17 protein-coding genes are annotated in these 20,740 nt (G+C 73.1%); 9 read left to right on the top strand and 8 right to left on the bottom strand.

All coding sequences use genetic code 11. From position 1 onward, the window contains the following. The first annotated feature begins 46 nt into the window (after positions 1-46). A complete protein-coding gene (locus tag ACFWGZ_RS02785; RefSeq protein ID WP_382449724.1) occupies positions 47-646 on the top strand; it encodes an HD domain-containing protein in 600 nt (199 codons plus the stop codon). Here ACFWGZ_RS02785 and ACFWGZ_RS02780 read toward each other — a convergent pair. From ACFWGZ_RS02780 to ACFWGZ_RS02765, 4 genes are all read right to left on the bottom strand, one after another. Beyond that, positions 640-1,323, bottom strand: coding sequence for a class I SAM-dependent methyltransferase (locus ACFWGZ_RS02780; protein ID WP_382449723.1), 684 nt, complete (start codon positions 1,321-1,323; stop codon positions 640-642). The two genes, ACFWGZ_RS02785 and ACFWGZ_RS02780, sit on opposite strands and share 7 nt — an antisense overlap. Positions 1,324-1,357: 34 nt before the next feature. Continuing rightward, on the bottom strand, positions 1,358-2,542 hold the full coding sequence (locus ACFWGZ_RS02775; RefSeq protein WP_382449722.1) for a cytochrome P450: 1,185 nt from the start codon (positions 2,540-2,542) through the stop codon (positions 1,358-1,360). Then, positions 2,539-3,837, bottom strand: coding sequence for a cytochrome P450 (locus ACFWGZ_RS02770; RefSeq protein ID WP_382449721.1), 1,299 nt, complete (start codon positions 3,835-3,837; stop codon positions 2,539-2,541). Before ACFWGZ_RS02770 ends, ACFWGZ_RS02775 begins: the two co-directional genes overlap by 4 nt. An 87-nt stretch (positions 3,838-3,924) precedes the next feature. Then, a complete protein-coding gene (locus ACFWGZ_RS02765) occupies positions 3,925-4,614 on the bottom strand; it encodes a hypothetical protein (RefSeq protein WP_382449720.1) in 690 nt (229 codons plus the stop codon). A 145-nt stretch (positions 4,615-4,759) separates the two neighbouring features. On the opposite strand from ACFWGZ_RS02765, the gene ACFWGZ_RS02760 reads away from it, so the two are divergent. Both ACFWGZ_RS02760 and ACFWGZ_RS02755 read left to right on the top strand, forming a co-directional pair. After that, positions 4,760-6,931: an amino acid adenylation domain-containing protein gene (locus ACFWGZ_RS02760; protein ID WP_382449719.1), complete on the top strand. Its 2,172-nt coding sequence runs from the start codon at positions 4,760-4,762 to the stop codon at positions 6,929-6,931. Between the two features lie 497 nt (positions 6,932-7,428). Continuing rightward, the gene (locus ACFWGZ_RS02755; protein ID WP_382449718.1) at positions 7,429-7,956 is read left to right on the top strand and encodes a lipocalin-like domain-containing protein; all 528 of its coding nucleotides are present in this window, start codon (positions 7,429-7,431) and stop codon (positions 7,954-7,956) included. A 572-nt stretch (positions 7,957-8,528) separates the two neighbouring features. Here ACFWGZ_RS02755 and ACFWGZ_RS02750 read toward each other — a convergent pair. After that, a complete protein-coding gene (locus ACFWGZ_RS02750) occupies positions 8,529-9,656 on the bottom strand; it encodes a hypothetical protein (protein WP_382449717.1) in 1,128 nt (375 codons plus the stop codon). An 88-nt stretch (positions 9,657-9,744) separates the two neighbouring features. Between ACFWGZ_RS02750 and ACFWGZ_RS02745 the strand changes: the two genes are divergently transcribed. Next, positions 9,745-10,683 carry a LysR family transcriptional regulator gene (locus ACFWGZ_RS02745; protein WP_382449716.1) on the top strand — a complete coding sequence of 313 codons (939 nt, stop codon included), beginning with the start codon at positions 9,745-9,747 and terminating at the stop codon, positions 10,681-10,683. 176 nt (positions 10,684-10,859) lie between these two features. On the opposite strand, the gene ACFWGZ_RS02740 is transcribed toward ACFWGZ_RS02745, so the two are convergent. Beyond that, a complete protein-coding gene (locus tag ACFWGZ_RS02740) occupies positions 10,860-11,732 on the bottom strand; it encodes an alpha/beta hydrolase (RefSeq protein ID WP_382449715.1) in 873 nt (290 codons plus the stop codon). A gap of 257 nt (positions 11,733-11,989) precedes the next feature. Between ACFWGZ_RS02740 and ACFWGZ_RS02735 the strand changes: the two genes are divergently transcribed. The 4 genes from ACFWGZ_RS02735 to ACFWGZ_RS02720 are packed head-to-tail and all read left to right on the top strand — an operon-like array spanning position 11,990 to position 16,170. Continuing rightward, positions 11,990-13,258 carry an ABC transporter substrate-binding protein gene (locus ACFWGZ_RS02735; protein ID WP_382449714.1) on the top strand — a complete coding sequence of 423 codons (1,269 nt, stop codon included), beginning with the start codon at positions 11,990-11,992 and terminating at the stop codon, positions 13,256-13,258. Between the two features lie 19 nt (positions 13,259-13,277). Beyond that, the gene (locus ACFWGZ_RS02730; protein ID WP_382449713.1) at positions 13,278-14,189 is read left to right on the top strand and encodes a carbohydrate ABC transporter permease; all 912 of its coding nucleotides are present in this window, start codon (positions 13,278-13,280) and stop codon (positions 14,187-14,189) included. After that, positions 14,189-15,016 carry a carbohydrate ABC transporter permease gene (locus tag ACFWGZ_RS02725; RefSeq protein WP_382449712.1) on the top strand — a complete coding sequence of 276 codons (828 nt, stop codon included), beginning with the start codon at positions 14,189-14,191 and terminating at the stop codon, positions 15,014-15,016. The genes ACFWGZ_RS02730 and ACFWGZ_RS02725 overlap by 1 nt, the downstream gene beginning before the upstream one ends. A 2-nt stretch (positions 15,017-15,018) precedes the next feature. Beyond that, the gene (locus ACFWGZ_RS02720) at positions 15,019-16,170 is read left to right on the top strand and encodes a mandelate racemase/muconate lactonizing enzyme family protein (RefSeq protein ID WP_382449711.1); all 1,152 of its coding nucleotides are present in this window, start codon (positions 15,019-15,021) and stop codon (positions 16,168-16,170) included. Positions 16,171-16,191: 21 nt separating this feature from the next. Here ACFWGZ_RS02720 and ACFWGZ_RS02715 read toward each other — a convergent pair whose 3' ends face one another. Beyond that, on the bottom strand, positions 16,192-17,214 hold the full coding sequence (locus ACFWGZ_RS02715) for a LacI family DNA-binding transcriptional regulator (RefSeq protein WP_382449710.1): 1,023 nt from the start codon (positions 17,212-17,214) through the stop codon (positions 16,192-16,194). Positions 17,215-17,314: 100 nt separating this feature from the next. After that, a complete protein-coding gene (locus tag ACFWGZ_RS02710) occupies positions 17,315-18,088 on the bottom strand; it encodes a FadR/GntR family transcriptional regulator (RefSeq protein ID WP_382449709.1) in 774 nt (257 codons plus the stop codon). Positions 18,089-18,394: 306 nt separating this feature from the next. Between ACFWGZ_RS02710 and ACFWGZ_RS02705 the strand changes: the two genes are divergently transcribed. Next, positions 18,395-20,740, top strand: a 2,346-nt coding sequence (locus tag ACFWGZ_RS02705) for a ricin-type beta-trefoil lectin domain protein (protein ID WP_382449708.1), incomplete at its 3' end; no start/stop codon positions are given.

Here is a 20,740-nt window from a genome sequence, read left to right as displayed (position 1 = left end):
GATGTCCCGATGGGCAGGGCGGTGTGCGCCGTCGACCGTGGACACCATGACGCTCGAACTGCCGCCGTTCCCCGACAGCCCGGCCTGCGCCGGCGCGTACCAGGTGGCGGCCCGCTACTGCTCGGTCGCGCTGCTCAACCACTGCGTGCGGTCCTACGTCTGGGCAGCCGCCTACGGCAGCAGGGAGGGCGTGCCGTACGACCCGGAGCTGCTGTACGTGGGTTCGCTGCTGCACGACATCGCGCTCGTGCCCGAGTTCGACAGCCACACGGTCGCCTTCGACGACGCGAGCGGGCACGTGGCCGACGTGTTCGCGACCGGCGCCGGCTGGGACCGCGACCGGCGTGCCCGGCTCGTCGACCTGGTGCTCAGCCACATGTGGGACACCGTCGACGTCGCCGCGCACCCGGAGGGGTTCCTGCTGGAACGGTCGACGAGCCTCGACATCTCCGGCCGCTACCAGGACGACTTCACCGCCGGGTTCAAGGCCGAGGTGCTGCGCCGCCACCCCCGCGAGGGCATCGCGGAGGAGTTCCTGGCGTGCTTCACCGACCAGGCCGCGCGCAAACCGGGCAGCTCGGCCGGGCGCGCGGTGCGCGGGGGCATCGGCGACCGGATCCTCGGCAACGCGCTCGACCGTCAGTAGCGCCGCCACCACAGGTTCACCCGGTCCTGCAGCTCGAGGCCGCTCCACGAGCCGAGCACCTCCCGCGCCACGACCGGTCCGAACTCGAGCCGCACCACCGCCTCCACCGTGGCCCGGTCCGGGAACACCCAGCGGAACTCGACGCTCTGCTTCGTCCAGCCGCGCCCGGTCCAGAAGCGGTCGACCTCGGCGGGGTCGAGCACCGCCCAGCCGCTGCGGTAGAGCTTGCCGAACGGCGAGCCGACGCCGTCGTGGTCGATGACGAACGACGTGCCGCCCGGCCGGATCACCCGGTCGAGCTCCGCGAGGCCCGGTTCGCAGCCGGGCCCGAAGAAGTACGCCCAGCGGGAGTGGTGGACGTCGACCGACCCGGCGGCGAGCGGCAGCTCCTGGGCGCCGGACTCGACGACCTGGACGTGGCCGAGGTCCGCGACCCTGGCCCGCGCCCGTTCGACCAGCGGCGGGTGCGGTTCGACGCCGACGACCGACCGCGCCGTCGCGGCGAAGGCGGGCAGGTGGAACCCGGTGCCGCAGCCGATGTCGACGACGTCGAGGCCCGCCCAGTCGGTGATGGACCGCAGGGCGTCCTCGATCTCGCCGTCGGGGTCGATCGCGAGGTTCTCCAGCTCGTAGACGTCCGGGTCGGACCAGATGTTGGGCGACGGGATGGCGTGCATCGCTGGTGCACCTCTCGGCTTCGGTCGGGTGCCTCTAGGGCACGAGGGTGAGCGGCAGAGCGCGCAGGCCGTTGACGACGATCGAGTCGAGCAGCTCCGGTTCGCCCGCGAGCTCGATCCGGGAGACCTGCTCGGTGAGCTCGCGCAGGATCGCGCGCATCTCCGCCCTCGCGAGCCGGGTGCCCACGCAGTAGTGCGGCCCGGCGCCCAGCGCGAGGTGCCGGTTGGGGGTGCGGCGCAGGTCGAACACGTCGGGGTCGGGGAACTGCCGGGGGTCGCGGTTCGCCGACGGCAGCCAGCACACGACCAGGTCGCCCGCGCCGATCGCGGTGCCGCCGAGGACGGTGTCCCCGGTCGCCGTGCGCGCCAGGTGGGTCGCGCTCGACGTCCAGCGCAGGACCTCGTCGATCGCGGTGTCCGCGACCTCGTCGAACCGGGTCCGCAGCAGCTCCCACTGCCCGGGGTGCCGGGCGAGGGCGAGCACGCCGCCCGACATCGCGAGCCGGGTGTTCTCGGTGCCCCCGACGAGGAGGTTGTCGCAGTTGAGCACGACCTCTTCGACGGGCAGCGGCCGTCCGTCGAGCTCGACGGAGGCGAGCACGCTGACGAGGTCGGTGCCCCCGCTGTCACGGCGGCGGCGCACCAGCGTCGTGAAGTAGTCGAGGATCTTCATGTGGGCGACGCTGCGTTCCCAGGCCGTGCCCGCGCAGAACGCGTCGGTGGTCCACCCGGTGATCTGCCCCCGGTCGGCCTCCGGCAGGCCGAGGAAGGCGCAGACCACCTCGACCGGGAGGGTCGCGGCGATGCCGGTGACGAAGTCGACCGTGCCCGCCGCCACGGCCTGCCGCACGATCCGCTGCGCCGCGTCGTCGAGCTCGGCCTGCAGCGAGCGGAGGTGGCGCGGTGAGAAGTGCCCGGCGATGGCGTCGCGCAGGACCGTGTGCCGCGGCGGGTCGGACAGCGCCATCGTGCGGCCGCCGCCGGGATCGGCGCCCTGGGCGGTGGGGCGCAACAGGATCCCGGCCGCGGAGGAGAACAGCCCGGGGTCGCGCAGCACCGTCCGCACGTCGTCGTAGCCGGTCACCGACCAGAAGCCGGGGAAGTCGCCCGGCTCGTGCCAGAGCACCGGGGTGTGCTCGCGCATCCGCTGCCACAGCGGGAAGGGCTGTCCCGCGAGGTACGTCGCGCCGTCCACCAGGTCGCCCGCCACCCCGGTCACGTCCGCTCCCGCTGCCCGGGCGGGCTCACCGGCCGCGCGGACCGGACCTTCGCCACGACCGGCAGGTGCTTGATGCCCGCGACGAAGTTCGAGGAGAGGTGCTCGGCCTCGCCCGCGGGTTCGAGGTCGGCGAAGGTGGCGATGATCTCCTCGAACAGGGCGCGCAGCGTCACCCTGGCCACCGTGTGCCCGACGCAGTAGTGCGCGCCGGCGCCGAACGCGATGTGGCGGTTGGGCTTGCGGGACGGGTCGAAGGTGAACGGGTCCCGGAACACCGCCTCGTCCCGGTTGGCCGAACCGAGCCAGGTGACCACCGCGTCGCCGGAACGCACCCGCGTGCCGCCGAGGTCGACGTCGCGCACGGCGTAGCGCATGAAGTGGTTGGCGGGCGAGGCCCACCGCAGCGACTCCTCCATGATCGCCGCCACGGCGTCGGGCGCCGGGCCCGCGGACAGCACGCCGGCGAGCGCCGGGGTGCCGATCAGGGCGTGCAGCGCGGCCGCCGGCACGTACGGGGTGGTGACGTTGGCGCCGAGCAGCAGGCTGTAGCAGTTGGCGACCACCTCGCCCGCGCTCATCTCGCGGCCGTCGACCTCCATGCCCAGCAACAGGCTGATCAGGTCGTCCCCGCCGGGGTGCCGCTGCCGTTCCGCGACCACGTCCGAGAAGTAGGCGAACAGCTCGCGGTGGGCCCGCCGCAGGGCGAGCGCGGGTTCGTCGCCCTCGCTGAACTCCGGGTCGTCGGGGGCGATGGACTTGAGCGTGAGCAGCGTCAGCCGGGGCCAGTCGGCGGGCGGCAGGCCCATCAGCATGCCGGTGACCGCCATCGGCAGCCGCGTCACGGCCGCCGCGAAGTCGAACGGCTCGCCGGAGGCCGCGGGGGCGAGCAGCGCGCGCACCTCGGCGCGGATGTGGTCGGCCGAGCGTTCGACCTGCTTGATCGTGAGGGCCCGTTGCAGCGGCCCGCGCATCCGGGTGTGGCGCGGCGGGTCGGTGGCGGCCATCTGGCGCCCGCCCGCCGGGTCGTCCTTGCCGAGCAGGCTCAGCAGCGTCCCGCGCTCGGAGGTGAAGTTCTCGTGCTCGCGCAGCACCCGTGAGCAGTGGTCGAGCGTCGTGACCGACCAGAAGCCCAGGTCGTCGCCGACCGGGTGCCAGCGCACCGGGTCGTCGCGCCGCAGGCGGGCCCAGATCGGGTGCGGGTCGCCGTGGGAGTAGGTCCGCGGGTCGGCCAGATCGACCGCCGCGAGGTCGACGGCGTCGACCTCGGCGGGGTCCAGCGATCTCGGTATCCGCATGCGATCTTCTCCGCTCCCCGGTGGCCGCCTCCCCCAGCGAAGTCGACCTCCCGGCCGCGAGGCAGTCCGGAGAACCCCGGACGCGACTCAGCCGCGGGGCGGGTACCAGCGGGTGGTCGCGGCGGCGAGCAGGACGCCGGCGTCGTCGTGCAGGGCGGAGGTGGCCGTGATCCCGTGCTCGCCGGCGTCGTCGAGCCGTGCGACGACCACGCAGGCGCGTCCGGCGGCGGGGCGTTCGCGGATCTTCGCGCGCATCCAGCCGAGCACCATCGGCGTGGTGGTCATGTCGGTGGTCCAGCCGGACGGGCAGTCGAGCGCGGCCCACACGACCTCGGCCCGCACCCGCCCGTCCCCGGCCAGCATGCTCTCCTGCGGCGTCCAGGTGCACGCGACGACGTCCGGCCTGCCCTCGACCGCGCCGGGGGCGAGGCGCAGGCCGTCCGCCCGGCCGGTGCCGCAGGCGAAGCAGCGCGGGAACGGATGGCGCTCGCGTCCCCGGAAGCCCGGCTCGGCGGCCCGCGCGAGGACCGGGTCGACCGGGTCGAGCACGGCCACCCGGTGCCGGGTCGGCGCCGCCGTCGCGACCAGGCCGGGGCCGTCCCACAGGTGGGTGCGCCGGCCGGTGTGCTCGGTCCGCAACGGCCGGCCGAGCCTCGGCGGCGCGTGCAGGGTCACCGCCACGTCCCCGGTGCTCCCGCCCGCGAGCAGGCCGCAGGCGTACCCGCCGTGCGCGCTGTCGTCGGGACCGTTGAACCGGGCGGCGATCGTGAGCGGCACCGCGACCCCCTTCCCCGGGCTGGGCCACGGACTCTAGGCGCGGCGCGCGGTCCCGTGATTCGGGGACTTCCCTGACTGGTGACCGCCCCGGCGCCGGACCACCCTCGGGGTGGGGTGCCCCGCGGGTCTGGAGGAGTCGGCGATCATGCTGCGAACTGTCACCTGGCCCGCGGACGGCGCCGTCGACCTGGCGGTCCCGCCGCGGGAGGCGCTCGCCGCGCTGGTGGCCGTGACCGCGCGCCGCACGCACAGCGACGTGGTCGAGGTGACCGCGGGCGCGACCACCACCGGGGTCGACCTGGCGGCCGACCCGCCGTTCGCCGACCTGTGCGCCCAGGTCGAACCGCTGCTCGCCGGCGCGGACCCGGTCGCCGTCGACGGCAGCGGACTCGTTTCCACCCCGGACGGATCACGGCTGCACGCGCGCACCGCCGACGTGGCGAGCCAGGTCGCGCAGGCGCTGGACGACGCCGGGCGGGACCCGTCCACCAGGATCTCCGTGCTCCGGCTGGCCTCCGAAGCCGACCTCGCGGCGGTGGCGCGCTTCGGCGCGGGCGCCGCCCCGCCCGCCGCCCGCACGATCCCGGACCTGGTGCGCGCCCGTGCCGCGGCCGGCCCGGACGCCGTCGCCGTCAGCGGCGGCGGGCTCGCGCTCACCTACCGGCAGCTCGTGGACCGCGCCGACGCGCTGGCCGCGGTCCTGGTGACCGCCGGAGTGCGTCCCGGCGAGGTCGTCGGTGTCGTCGGCGGACGGTCGCCCGGACTCGTCACGGCGCTGCTCGCGGTGCTGCGGGCGGGCGGCGCGTACCTGGCGCCGGCACCGGACTGGCCGGACGCGCGGGTGACCGCGCTGCTCGACGACGCGGGCGTGCGGGTGGTGCTCGCCGATCCCGGCCTCGGGCAGGTGCCCGGCGGGCGCACCGTCGTGCCGTTCGACGCCCCGGAGCCAACAGATCCCGTCGCACTGCCCGCCGACCTCTCACCCGACGCACTCGCCTACGTGAGCTACACGTCGGGGTCGACGGGCGAGCCCAAGGGCGTGTGCGTGCCGCACCGCGCGGTGGCGCGCCTGGTCGACGAGCCCGACTGGGCCGACCTCGGCCCTGGCGACACGGTGCTGCAGGCGGCGCCCGTCGCGTTCGACGCGTCGACGTTCGAGCTGTGGGGCACGCTCGCCGCCGGAGCGCGCCTGGCCCTGCTGCCACCGGGTGACGTCGATCCGGCGGGCCTCGCGGCGGCGATCACCGGTGAGGGCGTCACCGTGCTCTGGCTGACCGCGGGCCTGTTCCAGCAGATGACCGACCGGCACCTGGACTGCTTCGCCGGTGTGCGGCACGCGCTCGCGGGCGGTGACGTCGTGTCCCCGGACGCGGTGGCGCGCCTGCTCGACGCGCATCCCGGCATCGTGTTCACCAACGGCTACGGCCCGACCGAGAACACGACCTTCACGACGTGCGCCACGATCCGCGGCAGCGCCGGCGACGGGCCGCTGCCGATCGGGCGCCCGATCCGGGGCACCGACGTGCGGGTGCTCGACCCCCTCGGCCGCCCGGTGCCACCGGGCGTCGTCGGTCACCTGCACGCGCTGGGCGCCGGTCTGGCGCTCGGCTACCTGGGCAAACCCGCCGCCACCGCGGAGGCCTTCCCCCCGGCGCCCGGCGGCGGGCGGCAGTACCGGACCGGCGACCTGGCCCGCTGGCGCGCGGACGGCACCCTCGAGTTCGCGGGCCGCGCCGACGAGCAGGTCAAGATCAACGGCTACCGCGTCGAACCGGGCGAGGCCGCCGCCGTCCTGCGCGAGCACCCCGGGGTCGCGGCCGCCGAGGTCACCGCGGAACCGGCCGCCGGCGGCGGGACCCAGCTCGTGGCCCACGTCGTCACCACCGGCGACGCCCCCTCCCCGCGCGACCTGCGCGACTGGGCGCGGGCGAGGGTGCCCGGGTTCCTAGTGCCGGCGAGGGTGCGCGTCGTCGACCGCTTTCCCCTGACCGGCAACGGAAAGCTCGACCGGGCGGCACTCGCCCGCCAGGACCACGACGAGGAGCCCGGCACCGCCGCCGCGCCGGGAACGCCCCTGGAGCGCTACCTGTGCCGGCTGTGGGCGCAGGCGCTGCGGCTCGACGAGGTCGGCGTCGACGACGACTTCTTCGAGCTCGGCGGGCACTCGCTGATCGCGGCCGACCTGATCGTCCGGCTGCGCGAGGACCTCGGCGTGGAACTGCGGGCGCGCACGTTCTACCTGAGCCCGACGGTCGCGGAACTGGCCGCCTCGGACGAGCTGCGCCCGCTGCGCGACAGGGGCGAGCTGCCGCTCTGACCGGCCGGAGCGGCGGTGCCCGTGCGGAACGGCTGGTCGCAGTGCGCCCACGCGGAGAAGTCGTGCTTCCTGCGCCAGCTGGCTGTTCCGCTCCGGGTCGTAGGCCTGCCGCAGCGTGCCGCCGAACCCCTTGAGCAGGGCGTTGGTGAGCTGGAAGACGCCCCCGTTGCGCGTGCCGTTGGTGTTCGGCAGCACGTGCAGCGGATCGAGGAACGACTGGCAGCGCGCGATTCCCACCGCGCGGTCGGGCTCCTCGGTGAAGACCTCTCTGCGTCCAGATTAGACAGATCCACGATGTCGGCCCGTATGCCGCCGGCTCTCTCCTGCCCGCGACGCATGAGCAGGTCGCATGGGTGCGATGACGATCAGTCGTTGGTGGTTCCGCGAACGGATCTCTACCGTGAAAGGAAGAGCGCCCGGATCCGTTGGAAAGGCTTGCAGCGGTTCAGGTTTCGCGTTTCCGGCGCCGTGCCCGTTCACCCGGCGAAAGGATGATCATGCGTCGACCAGTGCGCACCGGTGTGACCGTGTCCGCTCTGCTGGCACTGGTGGCCGGGCTCGCCGGCCCCGCCACGGGTGCCGCCCGTGAGGGGAAGCCCTCCCGCAACGAGCTGGCCGGCACCTGGCGGATGGTGTCGGCGGTGTCCGACCCCGGCGGGCCCGCCGAGCGGCGGCCCTACGGCGACAACCCGGACGGCATGGTCACGTTCTCCGAGAACGGGACGTTCGTCGAGGTCTTCCAGGACACCACCATCCCTCGGTTCGCCAGCGGCGAGAGGGTGGGCACGCCCGAGGAGAACGCCGCCGTCGTCGGCAGGTCCCTCGGGCAGTTCGGCACCTACGAGGTCGACCGCAGGGGCGAGTACTCCTCCAACGTCATCATCGGGTCGACTTGGCCCAACCGCAACGGCCAGCGCTGGCAGACGCCGGTGCTGCGGTTCATCAGGGCGGGCGATCAGTTGACGGAGGTCCTGGAGGCACCCGGCGTCCCCCGTCTGGAGATCAGGTTCGTGCGCGTTCCCTGAGACTGCAGCGCTCTCACGACCCGATGAGCGCCAACGGACGGATCGGGGCGCCAGTGGCGCCGACGACGTCCAGGTCGAGCGTGGCCAGGTCGCATCGGTCACAGCCGGGGTCCAGCTCCTGGATGGACCTCGGGCAGCTCGACGTGCTCGCCGGACGCGTCGCGCAGTCCGCGCGGGAATCGGTCACCGATGGCGCCCGACTCCCGGGTTCGCCTCGCACCGGGATTCGTCTCGACCTCATCACGCCGGGCGTGGCCTGAGAAGACCGGGAAGCCTGCACTTCCCGTTCTGTCCCGGTGGCAGCGTGATCGCCCAGCCGGATGAGCGCCGCCCTCGCGGTAGAGGCCGGCCCAGCCGTGCACCGAGGCGGGTGGCGTGGGAGGCGTCCGCCACGAAGGGCGCCAATCGCCTTGCGGGTCCCCTCGACGTCCGTCGGGTCGAGCAGGCCTTGCTCATCCATCGGCAGGTCCTCGCGCGCGTCAGCAAGTCCGGGACCCGTTGAGACACGGAGCCCGGACGTGCTGCCAACACCCCTTCGCGGAACAACGGAGTCGGCTCTCGGCACCGGGCCGTCAGCTGTGCGCCAGCGCCCGCATGTGCCCGAGGCAGACGTGCACCTGGTCCGCGCTGTGCCGTCCCAGGCCGCAGGAGTTCGCCATGCCGACGCGCCGACCGAACACGTCGTCGAGCACGCGGTAGAGGGCCACCAGTTCCTCTGTGGACCGTCCGTGGTGGATCGCCCCGGCGAAGACCTTCGTCTCTTCCGGTACGACCATCGCGCGGTAAGCCTCGTAGTCCTCGGAAGCCAACGACGGCGGCCTCTTTCCCAGAGCGAGCGGAACGTGCACCAACTCCGACACGTGCCCGCTCTCGGCCAGTCGCCGCAGCACCGTGCCGATCATCCGCACCGAGTGCGCGGGCCGGTAGAGCAGCCGGTGCAGTCCCAGCCGCTCGGCGACCGCACCGTGGTCGCCGATGCTGTTGTTGCCCAGATCCCCGTAGCAGAAGTGAAAACCCCACGGCGCGCCCGCGGGCAGAGCGCCCACCACCCTTTCGAGCGCCCCCGCGAGCCAGTTCAGCACTCCCCCGTGCCCGCGGGCCAGGTTGGCGAGGACGATGGCGACCGGCGTCTCGACCAAGAAGAAGACGTTGCCGCCCGTGCGCTCCCACGCCGCGAGCGTCTCCCGACGGGTCGCCTCGACAAAGGCCCCCAGTTCGGAGCGCACACCGAAGCCCAGGCCGAAGACCGCCAGGTCGAGGGTGTTGACGCCCACCTGCAGACGGGGCACCGGGACGCCTTGCCGCTCGGCGACCTCCCGCAGCACCGGAAAGCCGGCGTCCACCCTGGTGGCGATGCGGAGGTCGAGGTCGCCGGGATCGACGTGGTGCCCACGCCGGCGGACGTACGTCGTGATCCCCGTGTAGTTGCCCGTCCGTGCGGCGTTGCCGCGCCGGAGACGCCGCAGCGCCGGAACGGCCTCCAGCGCGCCGAGCTGCTCCAGAACCCAGTTCGGGTCGTCCGTCTCCCCCAGCGGGACCGCCGGCAACCGGAACGACCTGGCCGCCTCCGTGAAGAGCTCCGCGGCTCCGGCCGCGTCCGTGGTCACCTCCGGTGAGATGCTGCCGATGAACAGGCCGTCGCGCGCTTCGACGGGCATGGCGGCCTCCAGGGCGTGGGCGGTCCCCGGAAAGCGCTTCACGGGGTCCTCCGCAGTCTCGAGGCCCCGGGAGGCGTGCCACCAGCGAAAGTTGATCAACGCGGACATTCCGCGGCGGCATACTGGATTCATGGTCCTCGACGTCCACCCCCAGCTGCTCCGCGCACTGCGGGCGGTCATCGAGGCGGGGTCCCTCACCGCGGCCTCCGAGCGTCTGGGTTTCACGCAGTCGGCGTTGTCCAAGCAGATCGCCGCGCTCGAGTCCGCTGCCGGTGTGCGGTTGTTCGACCGCGGCCCCCGCGGTGTCCGGCCGACCGAGGCCGGCAGTCGGCTGGCGACGCGCGCGGCGGCGATCCTGGACCAGTACGACTTCGCGCAGCGCGAACTCGAAGGCGGACCGGCGCCGCTCGGAGGTCGCATCGCGCTCGGAGGTTTCCCGACCGCGGCCCTGCGGCTGGTGCCCCGCACCATCGCCGCGGTCCGCGCCACCCACCCGTCGATCGAGATCGAGTTCCTGGAATCGTCCACGCCCGTGCAGATCCGGCGCCTGCGAACGGGCCGGCTCGACCTGGCGATCCTGGCGTCGGGGAACGACCTTCCCGACTGGGACCTCACCGGGATCGAGGTCGAACGGCTGCCGACCGGCACCCTGCTGGTCGCGGTGGGCGCCGGGCACCGGCTGGCCGGCGCGCGGCGGGTGCCGGCCGCGGAGCTCGCCCGCGAGAGGTGGGTTGTCGGCCGGGGCGCACGGGGCGAACCGCAGTTCGGCGCGTGGCCGACGGTGCCGGATCCGCACGTGGTGGCCGAACTCGGCGACTGGTCCACCCGGTTCGGATTCGTCGCCGCCGGGCTCGGGATCACGACCATCCCGAGCCTCGCGGTCGCCGCCCTGCCCCGCGACGTCGTCTGCGTCGAGGTGGACGACCCCGGCTGGGCCCGCCGCTCGATGGGACTCGCCCGTGTCGGCGACCTGACCGGCCCGGCCGCCGCCGTGCGCGCGGCGCTGGTGGAGGAAGCACGCCTGATCGCCGGCAGCGGCGAGGAAGGCACCCTCGACGGTGTGCGGTGAGGACGCCGCCGCCCGGATCGGAGTTCGTGCTCGTCCACGGCGGAGAGCGGCCACGCTCGGCCTGGAGGACGTGCTCGACCGCGTCGAGGGCCCCTCGGTGGGCCGGGGCCGCACCCGCGACCCCGGGCGAGCCACGTCGCGGAGCGGGCGAGGCAGGCACCGTCGTGTGCCCCGGCTCAGGACACAGCGGCGCTGATGTGCTCGGCGACCATGGCCATGGTGGTGCGCGCCCGAACGGGGTTCTCGGTGAGGAAGTAGTGGTCGGTGCCGGGTGTCTCGTCGTGGTGCACCGGCACACCGGCCTCGCGCAGGCGTGCGGCGTAGCGCCGGCCGTCGTGGCGCAGCACGTCGCGCTCGGCGGTGAGGACCACCGCCGGCGGCAGGCCTGACAGGTCCCCTGCCAGCAGAGGGGAAGCCCACGGCTCCAGGCGGCTTGCGGGATCGGGGAAGTAGACCCGGCGCACGAGCCGGCGCAGCTGCGGGGTGATCATGCCCGGCTCGTCGTGGCCGGGTTCGTCGTGGAAGTCGAGCACGGGGATCCCGAGCACCTGCAGGGCGGGGAGCCAGCGTCCGCCATCACGGGCCTGCAGGGCGACCGACGCCGCCAGGTTTCCGCCGGAGGAGAACCCGCCCACCGAGATCCGGTCCCGGTCGAAGCGGAGATCGCCTCCGCCGGCCGCGGCCCACGCCCCGACGTCGTGGCACTGGTGGTGGGCCACGGGATAGGCGACGTACGGCGCGGCGCGGAAGTCGACGTTCAGCACGAGAACGCCGGTCGTCGCGGCGAGGTAGCGGCACCACCAGTCGTCCATGAACGGGTAGCGCATGAGGAATGCGCCGCCGTGGAAGTGGACGTGTGCGGCGCCATGCACAGGTTCGGAGAGCGGCCGGTAGACGTGCACGCGAACGGGACCGTGGCGGGTGGGCACGCGGACCGGGCGCGGACGGGGCAGATCCGCTCCGGCGAAGCGGAGCACCTCGCCGTAGCGCACGGTCCAGCGGGCGGTCGCGTGCATCGTCGCGGCGGTGATCCGGTCACGGAACTTCACACCGGTACCTTCGTCGCCGCGAGGCCCCCGGATCGGTGTCCGACCACCGGGGCGCAGCGGCGGGCTTGAACGCCGTGAGCACAGTGGACGACGACTCGGCCGGCATCAGGCCCCATTCCGGTGCGGGCGGCTGGGCGCCGGACGCCCGTCACAGCCTCGCGCAGCCCCTCGCACGACTCAGATGGAGCCGTTGACGTGATACGTCATACGACTTATGTTCACTGCACGAGCCACCACTCGAGAAGTGAGCAGCGATGATGCAGCGCACGGTGTGGTCCGCGGCCCTCGCGGCAGGGCTGTTGCTGTCGGCCGGGTGCGGGAGCGCCGCGGGACCGGGGTCGGACTCCGGCGGGCCGGGCGGCAAGATCGTGGTCTGGGACTGGAAGTCGGGTGACCCGAAGGCCGCCGGGTACGTGCGGGAGGCCAAGGCCGACTTCGCGCGCAAGCACCCCGGCGTGGCCGTCGAGTTCGTGGCGCAGCCGTTCGAGCAGTACTACACCCTGCTCGGCGCGGCCATCCAGGCCGGCAAGGGGCCCGACGTCGTCCTGTTCAACGGGGGCGGCCAGCTCCGCGACCGCACCGACGCCCTCACGCCGCTCGACGCCTACGTGGGCGAGGACCGGCAGCGGCTGGCCGGGTGGGAGGCGTTCACGAAGGCGGGGAAGGTCTACGCCGAGCCGGTGACGTTGCAGGGGCACCCGATCTACCTCAACGAGGACCTCTACCGCAAGGCGGGCCTCGATCCCGACGCGCCCGCCGCGACGTGGGACGCGTTCGTCCGCGACTGCGCCACCATCGCCCAGAAGACCGGCGCCCGGTGTTTCGCCCTGGGCAACAAGGAGGGCATCGGCATCCAGTTCTGGTTGTCGGCGCTGGGATCGGCGGCGCTGACCCCGCAGGAGTACGACGACTGGATCGCGGGCCGGCGCGACTGGACGTCGCCGAACGTCCGGAAGGTCTTCGAGCTGTGGCGGCAGGCCGGCGAGTCCGGGCTCAACACCGACGGCGCCAACTCCACCGCGATGTTCAACGACGCGTTCGCGGCCTTCAGCTCCGGCAAGGCGGCCAACGTCATCGGCCTGATGTCGGACGTGGGGCACTGGAAGGACTTCGCGGAGTTCCTCACGCCGGAGAACGTCGGTGTGCGCACCGCGCCCGTGGTCACCCCCGCCGCCAAGCCGAGCCTGCCCTACGACGGCGGCATCGGCTACGCCGTCGCGAAGTGGGCCAAGGACCCGAAGCTGGCCGCCGACCTGGTGCGGTCGCTGACCTCGCCCGGTGCGCTCAAGGCCTTCTCCCTCGACAGCGGTGCGATCGCGGCCGACACCACGATCGACGCCTCCGCGGGCGGCCCAGCCGTCGAGTCCATCGTCTCGGAGGTCAAGACCGGCAAGCCCGCGCTGCACGTCGCCCTGGGCTCCAAGACGATCGACCTCATGGGCCGGCTCTCGCAGCAGTTGCTCAGCGGTTCGGCCACGGTCGACGACGTGCTGCGGCAGCTGGCCGAGTCCGACAAGACGGGCTGAGCGCGTGAGTTCGTCCACAATGGATGTCAAACTGTCCACTGCGGACGCCCGGCGACGCAGAGCCCGGGGCTCGCGCGCCGAGCGGTTCGCTCCCCTGGTCCTGCTGGCACCGGCGGTGCTGATCATCGCGGGACTGCGGCTGTGGCCGCTCGTGCTCGGCGTCAACTTCTCGTTCACCGGGGACGGCGACCGCGACGGCACGGCGGTCGGGTTCGACAACTACGCGGCGCTGCTGGACGACCCGCTCTTCCTCACCGCGCTGCGCAACGTCGGACTGCTCGTGCTGCTGCTCCCGGTGGCGGTGGCCGTCCCCGGCCTGATCGCGACCTTCCTGCACCTGAAGGTGCCGGGGCACCGCGTGTACCGCGGCGTCTACTTCTTCCCCGCCGTGCTCTCCCCCGTGATCGTCGGCGCGATCTTCACCCTGCTGCTGGCCTTCGACGGCCCGCTCAACACCGCGCTCGGCGCGCTGGGGCTCGGGCCGGTGGACTGGCTCGGCGATCCGGACGTCGCGATCTTCGCCGTCGCCGGGGTGCACGTGTGGGCCACGTTCGGCATGGCGCTCGTCGTCTTCCTGGCGGGCTTCGCCACCCTCGACCCGTCGCTGCTGGACGCGGCCGAGGTCGACGGCGCCTCGCTGCCGCAGACCATCCGGCACGTCGTCGTGCCCGGCCTGACGCGCACCATCCAGTTCGTCTTCGTCACCACCCTGATCGGCATGCTCACCTCGATGTTCGGCCTGGTGTACGTGATGACCAGCGGCGGCCCGGAGGGGTCGACCTACCTACCCGAGTACTACGTGTGGATCCAGCAGGGGCAGGTGAACCAGCCCGCGCTGGCCTCCGCCGCGTCCACGGTGCTGTTCCTGATCATGCTCGTCGTGGGGCTGGCCCAGGTGGCCGTCCTGCGGCGCACGGGCCGGGAGGACTGATGCCCGGCTCCCGGCTGACCAGGTGGGGCGCCGCGGTGCCGATGGCGCTGCTCGCGCTGGCCACCGTCTACCCCCTGGTGTTCACCACCAACGTCGCGCTCAAGACCCGCCGCGAGTACGTCCTCGACCGGTTTTCCCCGGCGAGCGCGTGGAACTGGGACAACTTCGCGCGGGCGTGGACCAGCGCGGGGATGTCCCGCTACTTCCTGAACTCGGTGGTCGTCGTGACCTGCTCGGTCGCGCTGTTGCTGCTGTTCGGGTCGATGGCGGGGTTCGCCCTGGCACGCCTGAGGTTCCGCGGCTCGTCCGCGCTCTTCCTCGGCGTGCTCGCCGCGTTGTTCATCCCCTTCCAGGTCGTCATGGTCCCGCTGGCCCGGGTCCTGGCCGGCGCCGGGCTGACCGACACCTACCCCGGGCTGGTGCTCGCCTACGTGGCGCAGTTCCTGCCGTTCACGATCTTCCTGCTGACCAGCTACTACGCGACCGTGCCCGCGGACGTCGTCGACGCGGCCCGCATCGACGGGAACTCGGTGTACGGGGTCTACTGGCGGATCATGCTGCCGCTGGGCGCCCCGGCGCTGCTGTCGGCCGGTGTGCTCGACGCGTTGTTCTGCTGGAACGACGTGCTGATCTCGTTGCTGCTGATGCCTTCCGCGCAGCACCGGACGCTGATGGTGGGCGTCACCTCGTTGCGCGGCCAGTACTCCGACGACATCCCGGTCTTCGCCGCCGGTGTGCTGATCACGGCGGTGCCGGTCCTCGTCGTGTACCTGTTCCTGCAACGCCAGATCGCCGACGGGGTCACCGCCGGGTCCACGAAGGGCTGACCATGCGCATCACCGGATACCGGACCCTCACGACCGTCCAGGACTGGGGCAGGCCCGTCGGCGACGCCAACGGCGTGTACGCCGACGGCGTCGTCCGGGTGCCGATCGTGGTCGTCGAGACCGACGCGGGCATCAGCGGCGTCGGTCTCGGCCCCTGCGTGGAGATCGAGAACGTCTTCGCCGCCATCGAGGGCGAGGACCCGCGGTCGGTCACCGCCCTCTACGACACGATGCTGCGCCGCACGTTCAAGGCGGGCCACACCGGCGCGGTGTTCGGCACGATCGGCGCGATCGACACCGCGCTGTGGGACATCAAGGCCCAGGCGGCGGGCGAACCGCTGTGGCGGCTGCTCGGCGGGCGCGACCGCCGGGTGCCCGCCTACGCCTCGGGGCTCGACATCGCGCTGGACGACGCCGAGTTCGTCGCGGTGTACGAGGCCTACGCCGAACTGGGCGTGCGCGCGGCGAAGATCAAGGGCGGCCTCGACGTCGAGCACGACGCGCACCGGCTCGCCCTCGTCCGCGACGTCCTCGCCAAGGGCCGGCGGGGAGCGCGGCCGAGCCTGATGCTCGACGTGAACGAGACCTGGGCGCGCAAGCAGGCCGTCCGGTACGTCAGCGAGCTCGAACGCACGCTGGACCTGACGTGGGTCGAGGAACCGGTCCGGCGCTGGGACGCGGAGGGGCACGCGGTCGTCGGCCGCGGGATCCGCGCCTCCGTCGCCACCGGGGAGAACCTCACCGGTCTCGAACAGCACCGGGCGCTCATCGCGGCCGGAGCCGTGGACATCGTGCAGACGGCGGCGGTCTGGGGCATCACCCACTTCCTGCGGGTCGCCGCGCTCGCGCACGCGCACGACCTGCCGGTCAGCCCGATCGGCACGACGCCCGCCGGTCTGCTGCACGCCGCCACGTCGGTCCCCAACCACCTGGTGAGCGAGCTGCAGGACCTCCGGCCGCCGGTGGGCGTGTCGGTGGACGTGCGCGTGGAGAACGGTGCCTTCGTCCTCGGCGACAGTCCCGGGCTGGGCGTGCGCGTGGACGAGGAGGCGGTCGCCGTCTCGAGCCACCTGCTGCCCGACCCGCTGGCCGGCGGCGCGCACATCCGCCCCGAGCGGGCCGGGCGGCGCCTGCACGCGGTCGAGACGGGCTGAGGGCCTGCCCCGAGCGGCGGCTCACCTGCGTGGTGGCGCCACCGAGCCACCCTCGCGGACCGGCATCGGCACGCGGTGGACCACCGGCGGCCGAGCGCCCCGCACGACCAGGTCCACCAGGACCTCGACCGCCCGCTCGCCGAGCTCCCGGTGCGGCAGGGCGACCGTGGTCAGCCGCGGCCGCAACCACGACGCGACGGGGTGGCCCTCGAACCCGATCACGGACACGTCCCGCGGCACCGAGAGCCCTGCTTCGGCCAGCGCCTGGTAGGCGCCGAGCGCGAGGTGGTCGTCGAGGCACACCAGCGCTTTGGGGCACTGGGTGCGCAAAAGCCGTGCTGTGGCGTCGAACCCGTGTTCCGGTGTCCACTCCGGACACCACAGCGCGCCGGCGACCTCGGCTCCCGCCGCCGCGAAGACCTGGCGCAGACCGAGGAGTCGTTCGGCCGCGGCGCTGCCGTGCGGCACCGGACCGGCACCGATCAGGTGGATGCCGCGGTCGTGTCCCGCCGCGAGCAGGACCCGTGCGGCCGACCGGCCCGCCCGCACCTCGTCGGGCAGCACCGAGGGCACGGCCGCGGAAGCAGCGTTGAGCAGCACCACGGGCGCGTCGCGCAGCCCGGCCGGAACCGCCGGCGCGGTGGTGTGCGCGGGTGCGAACACCACACCGTCCGCGCGCCGGTCCCGCAGCTCGTCCGCGAGGGTCCGCTCGATCTCCGGGTCGCCGCCGGTCTCCCCCACGAACAGCAGGAACCCGTGCCGGTACGCGGCGTCCGCCGCACCCTTGACCACCTCCCCCGCCCATTCCGGCGAGGCGACGGCCCCGGTCACGAACCCGATCGTCCGGGTGAGCCCGGCGGGCGGCGCGGTCGTGGTGGCGGGGCGGCGGTAGCCCAGCCGCTGCGCGGTCGAGCGCACGCGCCGTTCGGCCTCCGCCGAGATGCGCAGCTCCCGTGCCCGGCCGGTCAGCACGAGCGACGCCGTCGTGACCGACACACCGCTCGCCGCCGCGACGTCGGCCAGTGTCACGCGCGTCCGCCCCACCGCCGATCCGCCTCCTGTCGCCACGCGGGTGCGGCCGCGGGTGCGGCGGCCGCGCGTCCTCGCCCGGCCACCCCGGCGGAGAGGTGGCCGTCGAGCGCTGTCATCGGTCCAGCCGGCCGGGATCCCCCGCCTCGCCACGGCGCACGAGCCACGCCTCGGTGATGTGGGTGAACATGGCCTCCGCCGCGCCGGCGGGGTCGTGCGCGGCGATGCGGTCGAACACGCGCCGGTGCCCGGCGTTGGACGCCCGGCACAGCTCGCGGCTGCTCTCGCCGCGGTAGCCGGCCGTGTTGAGGACCTGCGCCTGCAGCGAGCGCACGACGCCGCGGGCGATGCGGTTGCCCGACGCCAGCATGATCGCGTCGTGGAAGAGGCGGTCGTGCTCCTCGTAGCTGACGACGTCGTCGACGAGCTCGTCCATCCGGTCGACCAGCGCCCGCAACCGCGCGACGGTGTCGTCGTCCGCGGTGCGCGCGGCGACCTGCGCCATGTCCGACTCCAGCAGCCGCCGGGTCACGACGACGTCGTCGAGGGTCGCGAGGCTCTCGTCCTCGGCGATGGCGGCGACGAGCACCTGCGCGTCGAGCATGTTCCACTGCACCGGCGGGTTGACCGTCGTGCCGGACCCCTGGCGCACCGTGACCAGGCCCTTCTCCTGCAGGACCTTCACCGCCTCGCGGATCACCGTCCTGCTCACGGAGAAGGTCTCGCAGAGCACCGGCTCCGGCGGCAGGGTCATGCCCGCGGGGTAGCTGTGCCGGACGATCCGCTGCACCAGCTCGGCGGTGACCGCCGCGGCGAGGCTGGCCGGCCGCCGCGTCCACGCCGGATCCGCGGACACACCCGGTTCCGCCTGCCGCCCTGTCGTTGTCATGCTCGACTCCGTTGCGCCACACCGTGCTGATCCCGGCCCACAGTATACGTAACACCATTGACGTCACACGTCATACGAGTTACGTTCGAGGTGTTCTGCTGGCCGCTTTCTGCACCCGGCCGGCGAAGTCCGCTCCGCCGGGCGGACCAGTCGCGACCCCAACCGTGCGACGCGCGGTCCGAGCTCCCGCCGCCGGACCGCCCGGCCCGCCGCGTGCGCTCACACCTCGCCCACGCGGACGTGGCCTGCTCCGAAGGTCCGCAAAGGACACATCCCCAGCCGCCGCGTTCCCACCCAGGAGGTCTCTTGTCCACGTCCTCGTTCCCCGCGGCGCGGCGGCGAACAGCTCTCGCCACCGTCGCGGTGGTGGTGGCCGCGGCGGTAGCCACCGCCGCACCGGCCTCGGCCGCCACGACCACCCTGTACGCATCCCCCTCCGGCACCGGCACCTCCTGCGCCGCAACCGATCCGTGCTCGTTGCCGGCCGCGCAGTCCGCCGTGCGGTCCCGCGCCGGCAGCATGTCCGGTGACCTCGTCGTGGAGCTCGCCGACGGGGTGTACCGGCTCGCGCAGCCGTTCCGGCTCACGGCCGCCGACTCGGGCACCAACGGCTACCGCGTGCTGTGGCAGGCGGCCGCATCGGCCCGTCCCGTGATCAGCGGCGCCCGAGCCGTCACGGGCTGGACGCTCGCCGACGCCGGCAAGAACATCTGGCGGGCGAACGTCGGTGCCGGCCTCGACAGCAGGCAGCTCTACGTCGACGGCGCGATCGCCACCCGTGCGCGCACGCAGGTGAACCGGTCGGACTTCACCTTCACCGACACCGGCATGCGCTTCTCCACCAGCGCGTTGGGCTACCTGAACTCGCTGGCGAACCAGAACCGGGTCGAGGTGGAGAGCGTCAACTCCTTCACCGACAGGTACTCGCCGGTGCAGAGCATCAGCGGCAACTTCCTGACGATGCAGCAGCCCGCGTGGAACAACAACACCTTCGGCTACGACACGCTCAACAACCCGTTCCGCGCCGGTCCCCTCTACCTGGCGAACGCCTACGAGTTCCTGGACGCCGCCGGCGAGTGGTACCTCAACCCCGGCACCGGCGTCCTGTACTACATCCCCCGTTCCGGGCAGAACATGGCGAACGCCAGCGTCGAACTGCCGGCGTTGCAGTCGCTCGTCGCCGTCGGCGGCACCTACGACGCTCCCGCGCACGACATCTCGTTCAGCGGCATCACCTTCACCGGCACGTCGTGGCTCGGGCCCAGCAGCAACCAGGGGTACGCCGACCAGCAGACCGGCGCCTACATCGCCGGCAACTGGACGTGGCCGGCCGACCGGATCAACTCCTGCCGCAGCGGCTGCCCGTTGTTCGAGGCGGTCCGCCCGCACTGGTCGCAGATGCCCGCCGCGGTCCAGATCTCCGCGGCCAGCCGCGTCACGTTCACCGACTCCCGCTTCGTCAACCTGGGGCAGACCGCGATCGGCATCGGCAACGACGCCAACGCCCACACCAGCGGGGTCGGCCTGGGCGCGACCGGCATCACGGTCACCCGCTCGGAGATCGCGCAGAACTCGGCGGGCGGCGTCGTGGTCGGCGGCGTGCGCGCCGACGCGCACCACCCGAGCGACTCGCGGATGCTCAACCGGGACATCACGGTCAGCTACAACCGCGTGCACGACCTCGGGATCGAGTACCGGGGCATCGTGTCGGTGCTCAACACCTACGTCACCAACGCGACGGTGGCCCACAACGAGGTCTACAACCTGCCGTACTCCGGCATCTCGCTCGGCTACGGCTGGGGCTCCAACGACGCGGGCGGCAGCAACCACTACGCCGGCCGGGGTCTCTACAACTACCAGCCCCGCTACTCCACCCCCACCACGGCATCGGGCAACAAGCTGCTGAACAACTACGTCCACGACGTGATGCAGCAGATGACGGACGGGGGGTGCATCTACACGCTGGGCTGGAACCCGAACGCGGAGATCAGCGGCAACTACTGCCTGCGCACCAACGGGTTCTTCGGGCTCTACTTCGACGAGGGCTCGAAGTACTACCGTGCGAGCGGAAACGTCTTCTCCGCCACCGGGACCTGGGCCACGGCCAACTACGGCGGTGGCGAGAACATGGGCAACTGGACGCTCACCGGCAACTGGTCGAGCAACGGCAGCAGCAACATCTCCAACGGCGACCGCGGCAACGTGGTGAACAACAACGTCGTGGTCTCCGGCGGAAACTGGCCCGCGGGCGCCCAGGCGGTGATGGCCGCCGCCGGACCGGGTGGCACCGGCGGGGGCGGACGCGAGAACGTCACCGTCGTCGGCTCCCAGTCGGGCCGGTGCCTCGACGTCGCCGCCACGGCCAACAACACCGCGGCCAGGCTGTGGGACTGCGGCGGCGGGGCCAACCAGCGGTGGAGCCACACCTCGGCCCGGCAGTGGACGATCGGCGGCAAGTGCCTCGACGCCAGTGGCAACGGCACCACCAACGGCACCCCGTTGATCCTCTGGGACTGCCACGGCGGACTGAACCAGCAGTGGGCCGTCAACGCCGACGGCAGCATCACCGGCGCGCAGTCCGGGCTGTGCCTCGACGCCAGCGGCAACGCCACGGCCAACGGCACACCGATCGTGCTGTGGACGTGCCACGGC

This window comes from Lentzea sp. NPDC060358, assembly GCF_042725365.1.
In the GTDB taxonomy this organism is placed as follows: Bacteria; Actinomycetota; Actinomycetes; order Mycobacteriales; family Pseudonocardiaceae; genus Lentzea.
The sequence above is the reverse complement of the archived record's forward strand: the minus strand, read 5'-3'. Positions and strand labels throughout refer to the sequence as shown.

Bases quoted from the DNA above. Each gene is read 5' to 3' on its own strand.
- ACFWGZ_RS02720 (WP_382449711.1), top strand. From the start codon at position 15,019: ATGCGCATCACCGGATACCGGACCCTCACGACCGTCCAGGACTGGGGC.
- ACFWGZ_RS02760 (WP_382449719.1), top strand. From the start codon at position 4,760: ATGCTGCGAACTGTCACCTGGCCCGCGGACGGCGCCGTCGACCTGGCG.
- ACFWGZ_RS02730 (WP_382449713.1), top strand. From the start codon at position 13,278: ATGGATGTCAAACTGTCCACTGCGGACGCCCGGCGACGCAGAGCCCGG.
- ACFWGZ_RS02735 (WP_382449714.1), top strand. From the start codon at position 11,990: ATGCAGCGCACGGTGTGGTCCGCGGCCCTCGCGGCAGGGCTGTTGCTG.
- ACFWGZ_RS02745 (WP_382449716.1), top strand. From the start codon at position 9,745: ATGGTCCTCGACGTCCACCCCCAGCTGCTCCGCGCACTGCGGGCGGTC.
- ACFWGZ_RS02780 (WP_382449723.1), bottom strand. From the start codon at position 1,323: ATGCACGCCATCCCGTCGCCCAACATCTGGTCCGACCCGGACGTCTAC.
- ACFWGZ_RS02785 (WP_382449724.1), top strand. From the start codon at position 47: ATGACGCTCGAACTGCCGCCGTTCCCCGACAGCCCGGCCTGCGCCGGC.
- ACFWGZ_RS02710 (WP_382449709.1), bottom strand. From the start codon at position 18,088: ATGACAACGACAGGGCGGCAGGCGGAACCGGGTGTGTCCGCGGATCCG.
- ACFWGZ_RS02770 (WP_382449721.1), bottom strand. From the start codon at position 3,837: ATGCGGATACCGAGATCGCTGGACCCCGCCGAGGTCGACGCCGTCGAC.
- ACFWGZ_RS02755 (WP_382449718.1), top strand. From the start codon at position 7,429: ATGCGTCGACCAGTGCGCACCGGTGTGACCGTGTCCGCTCTGCTGGCA.
- ACFWGZ_RS02725 (WP_382449712.1), top strand. From the start codon at position 14,189: ATGCCCGGCTCCCGGCTGACCAGGTGGGGCGCCGCGGTGCCGATGGCG.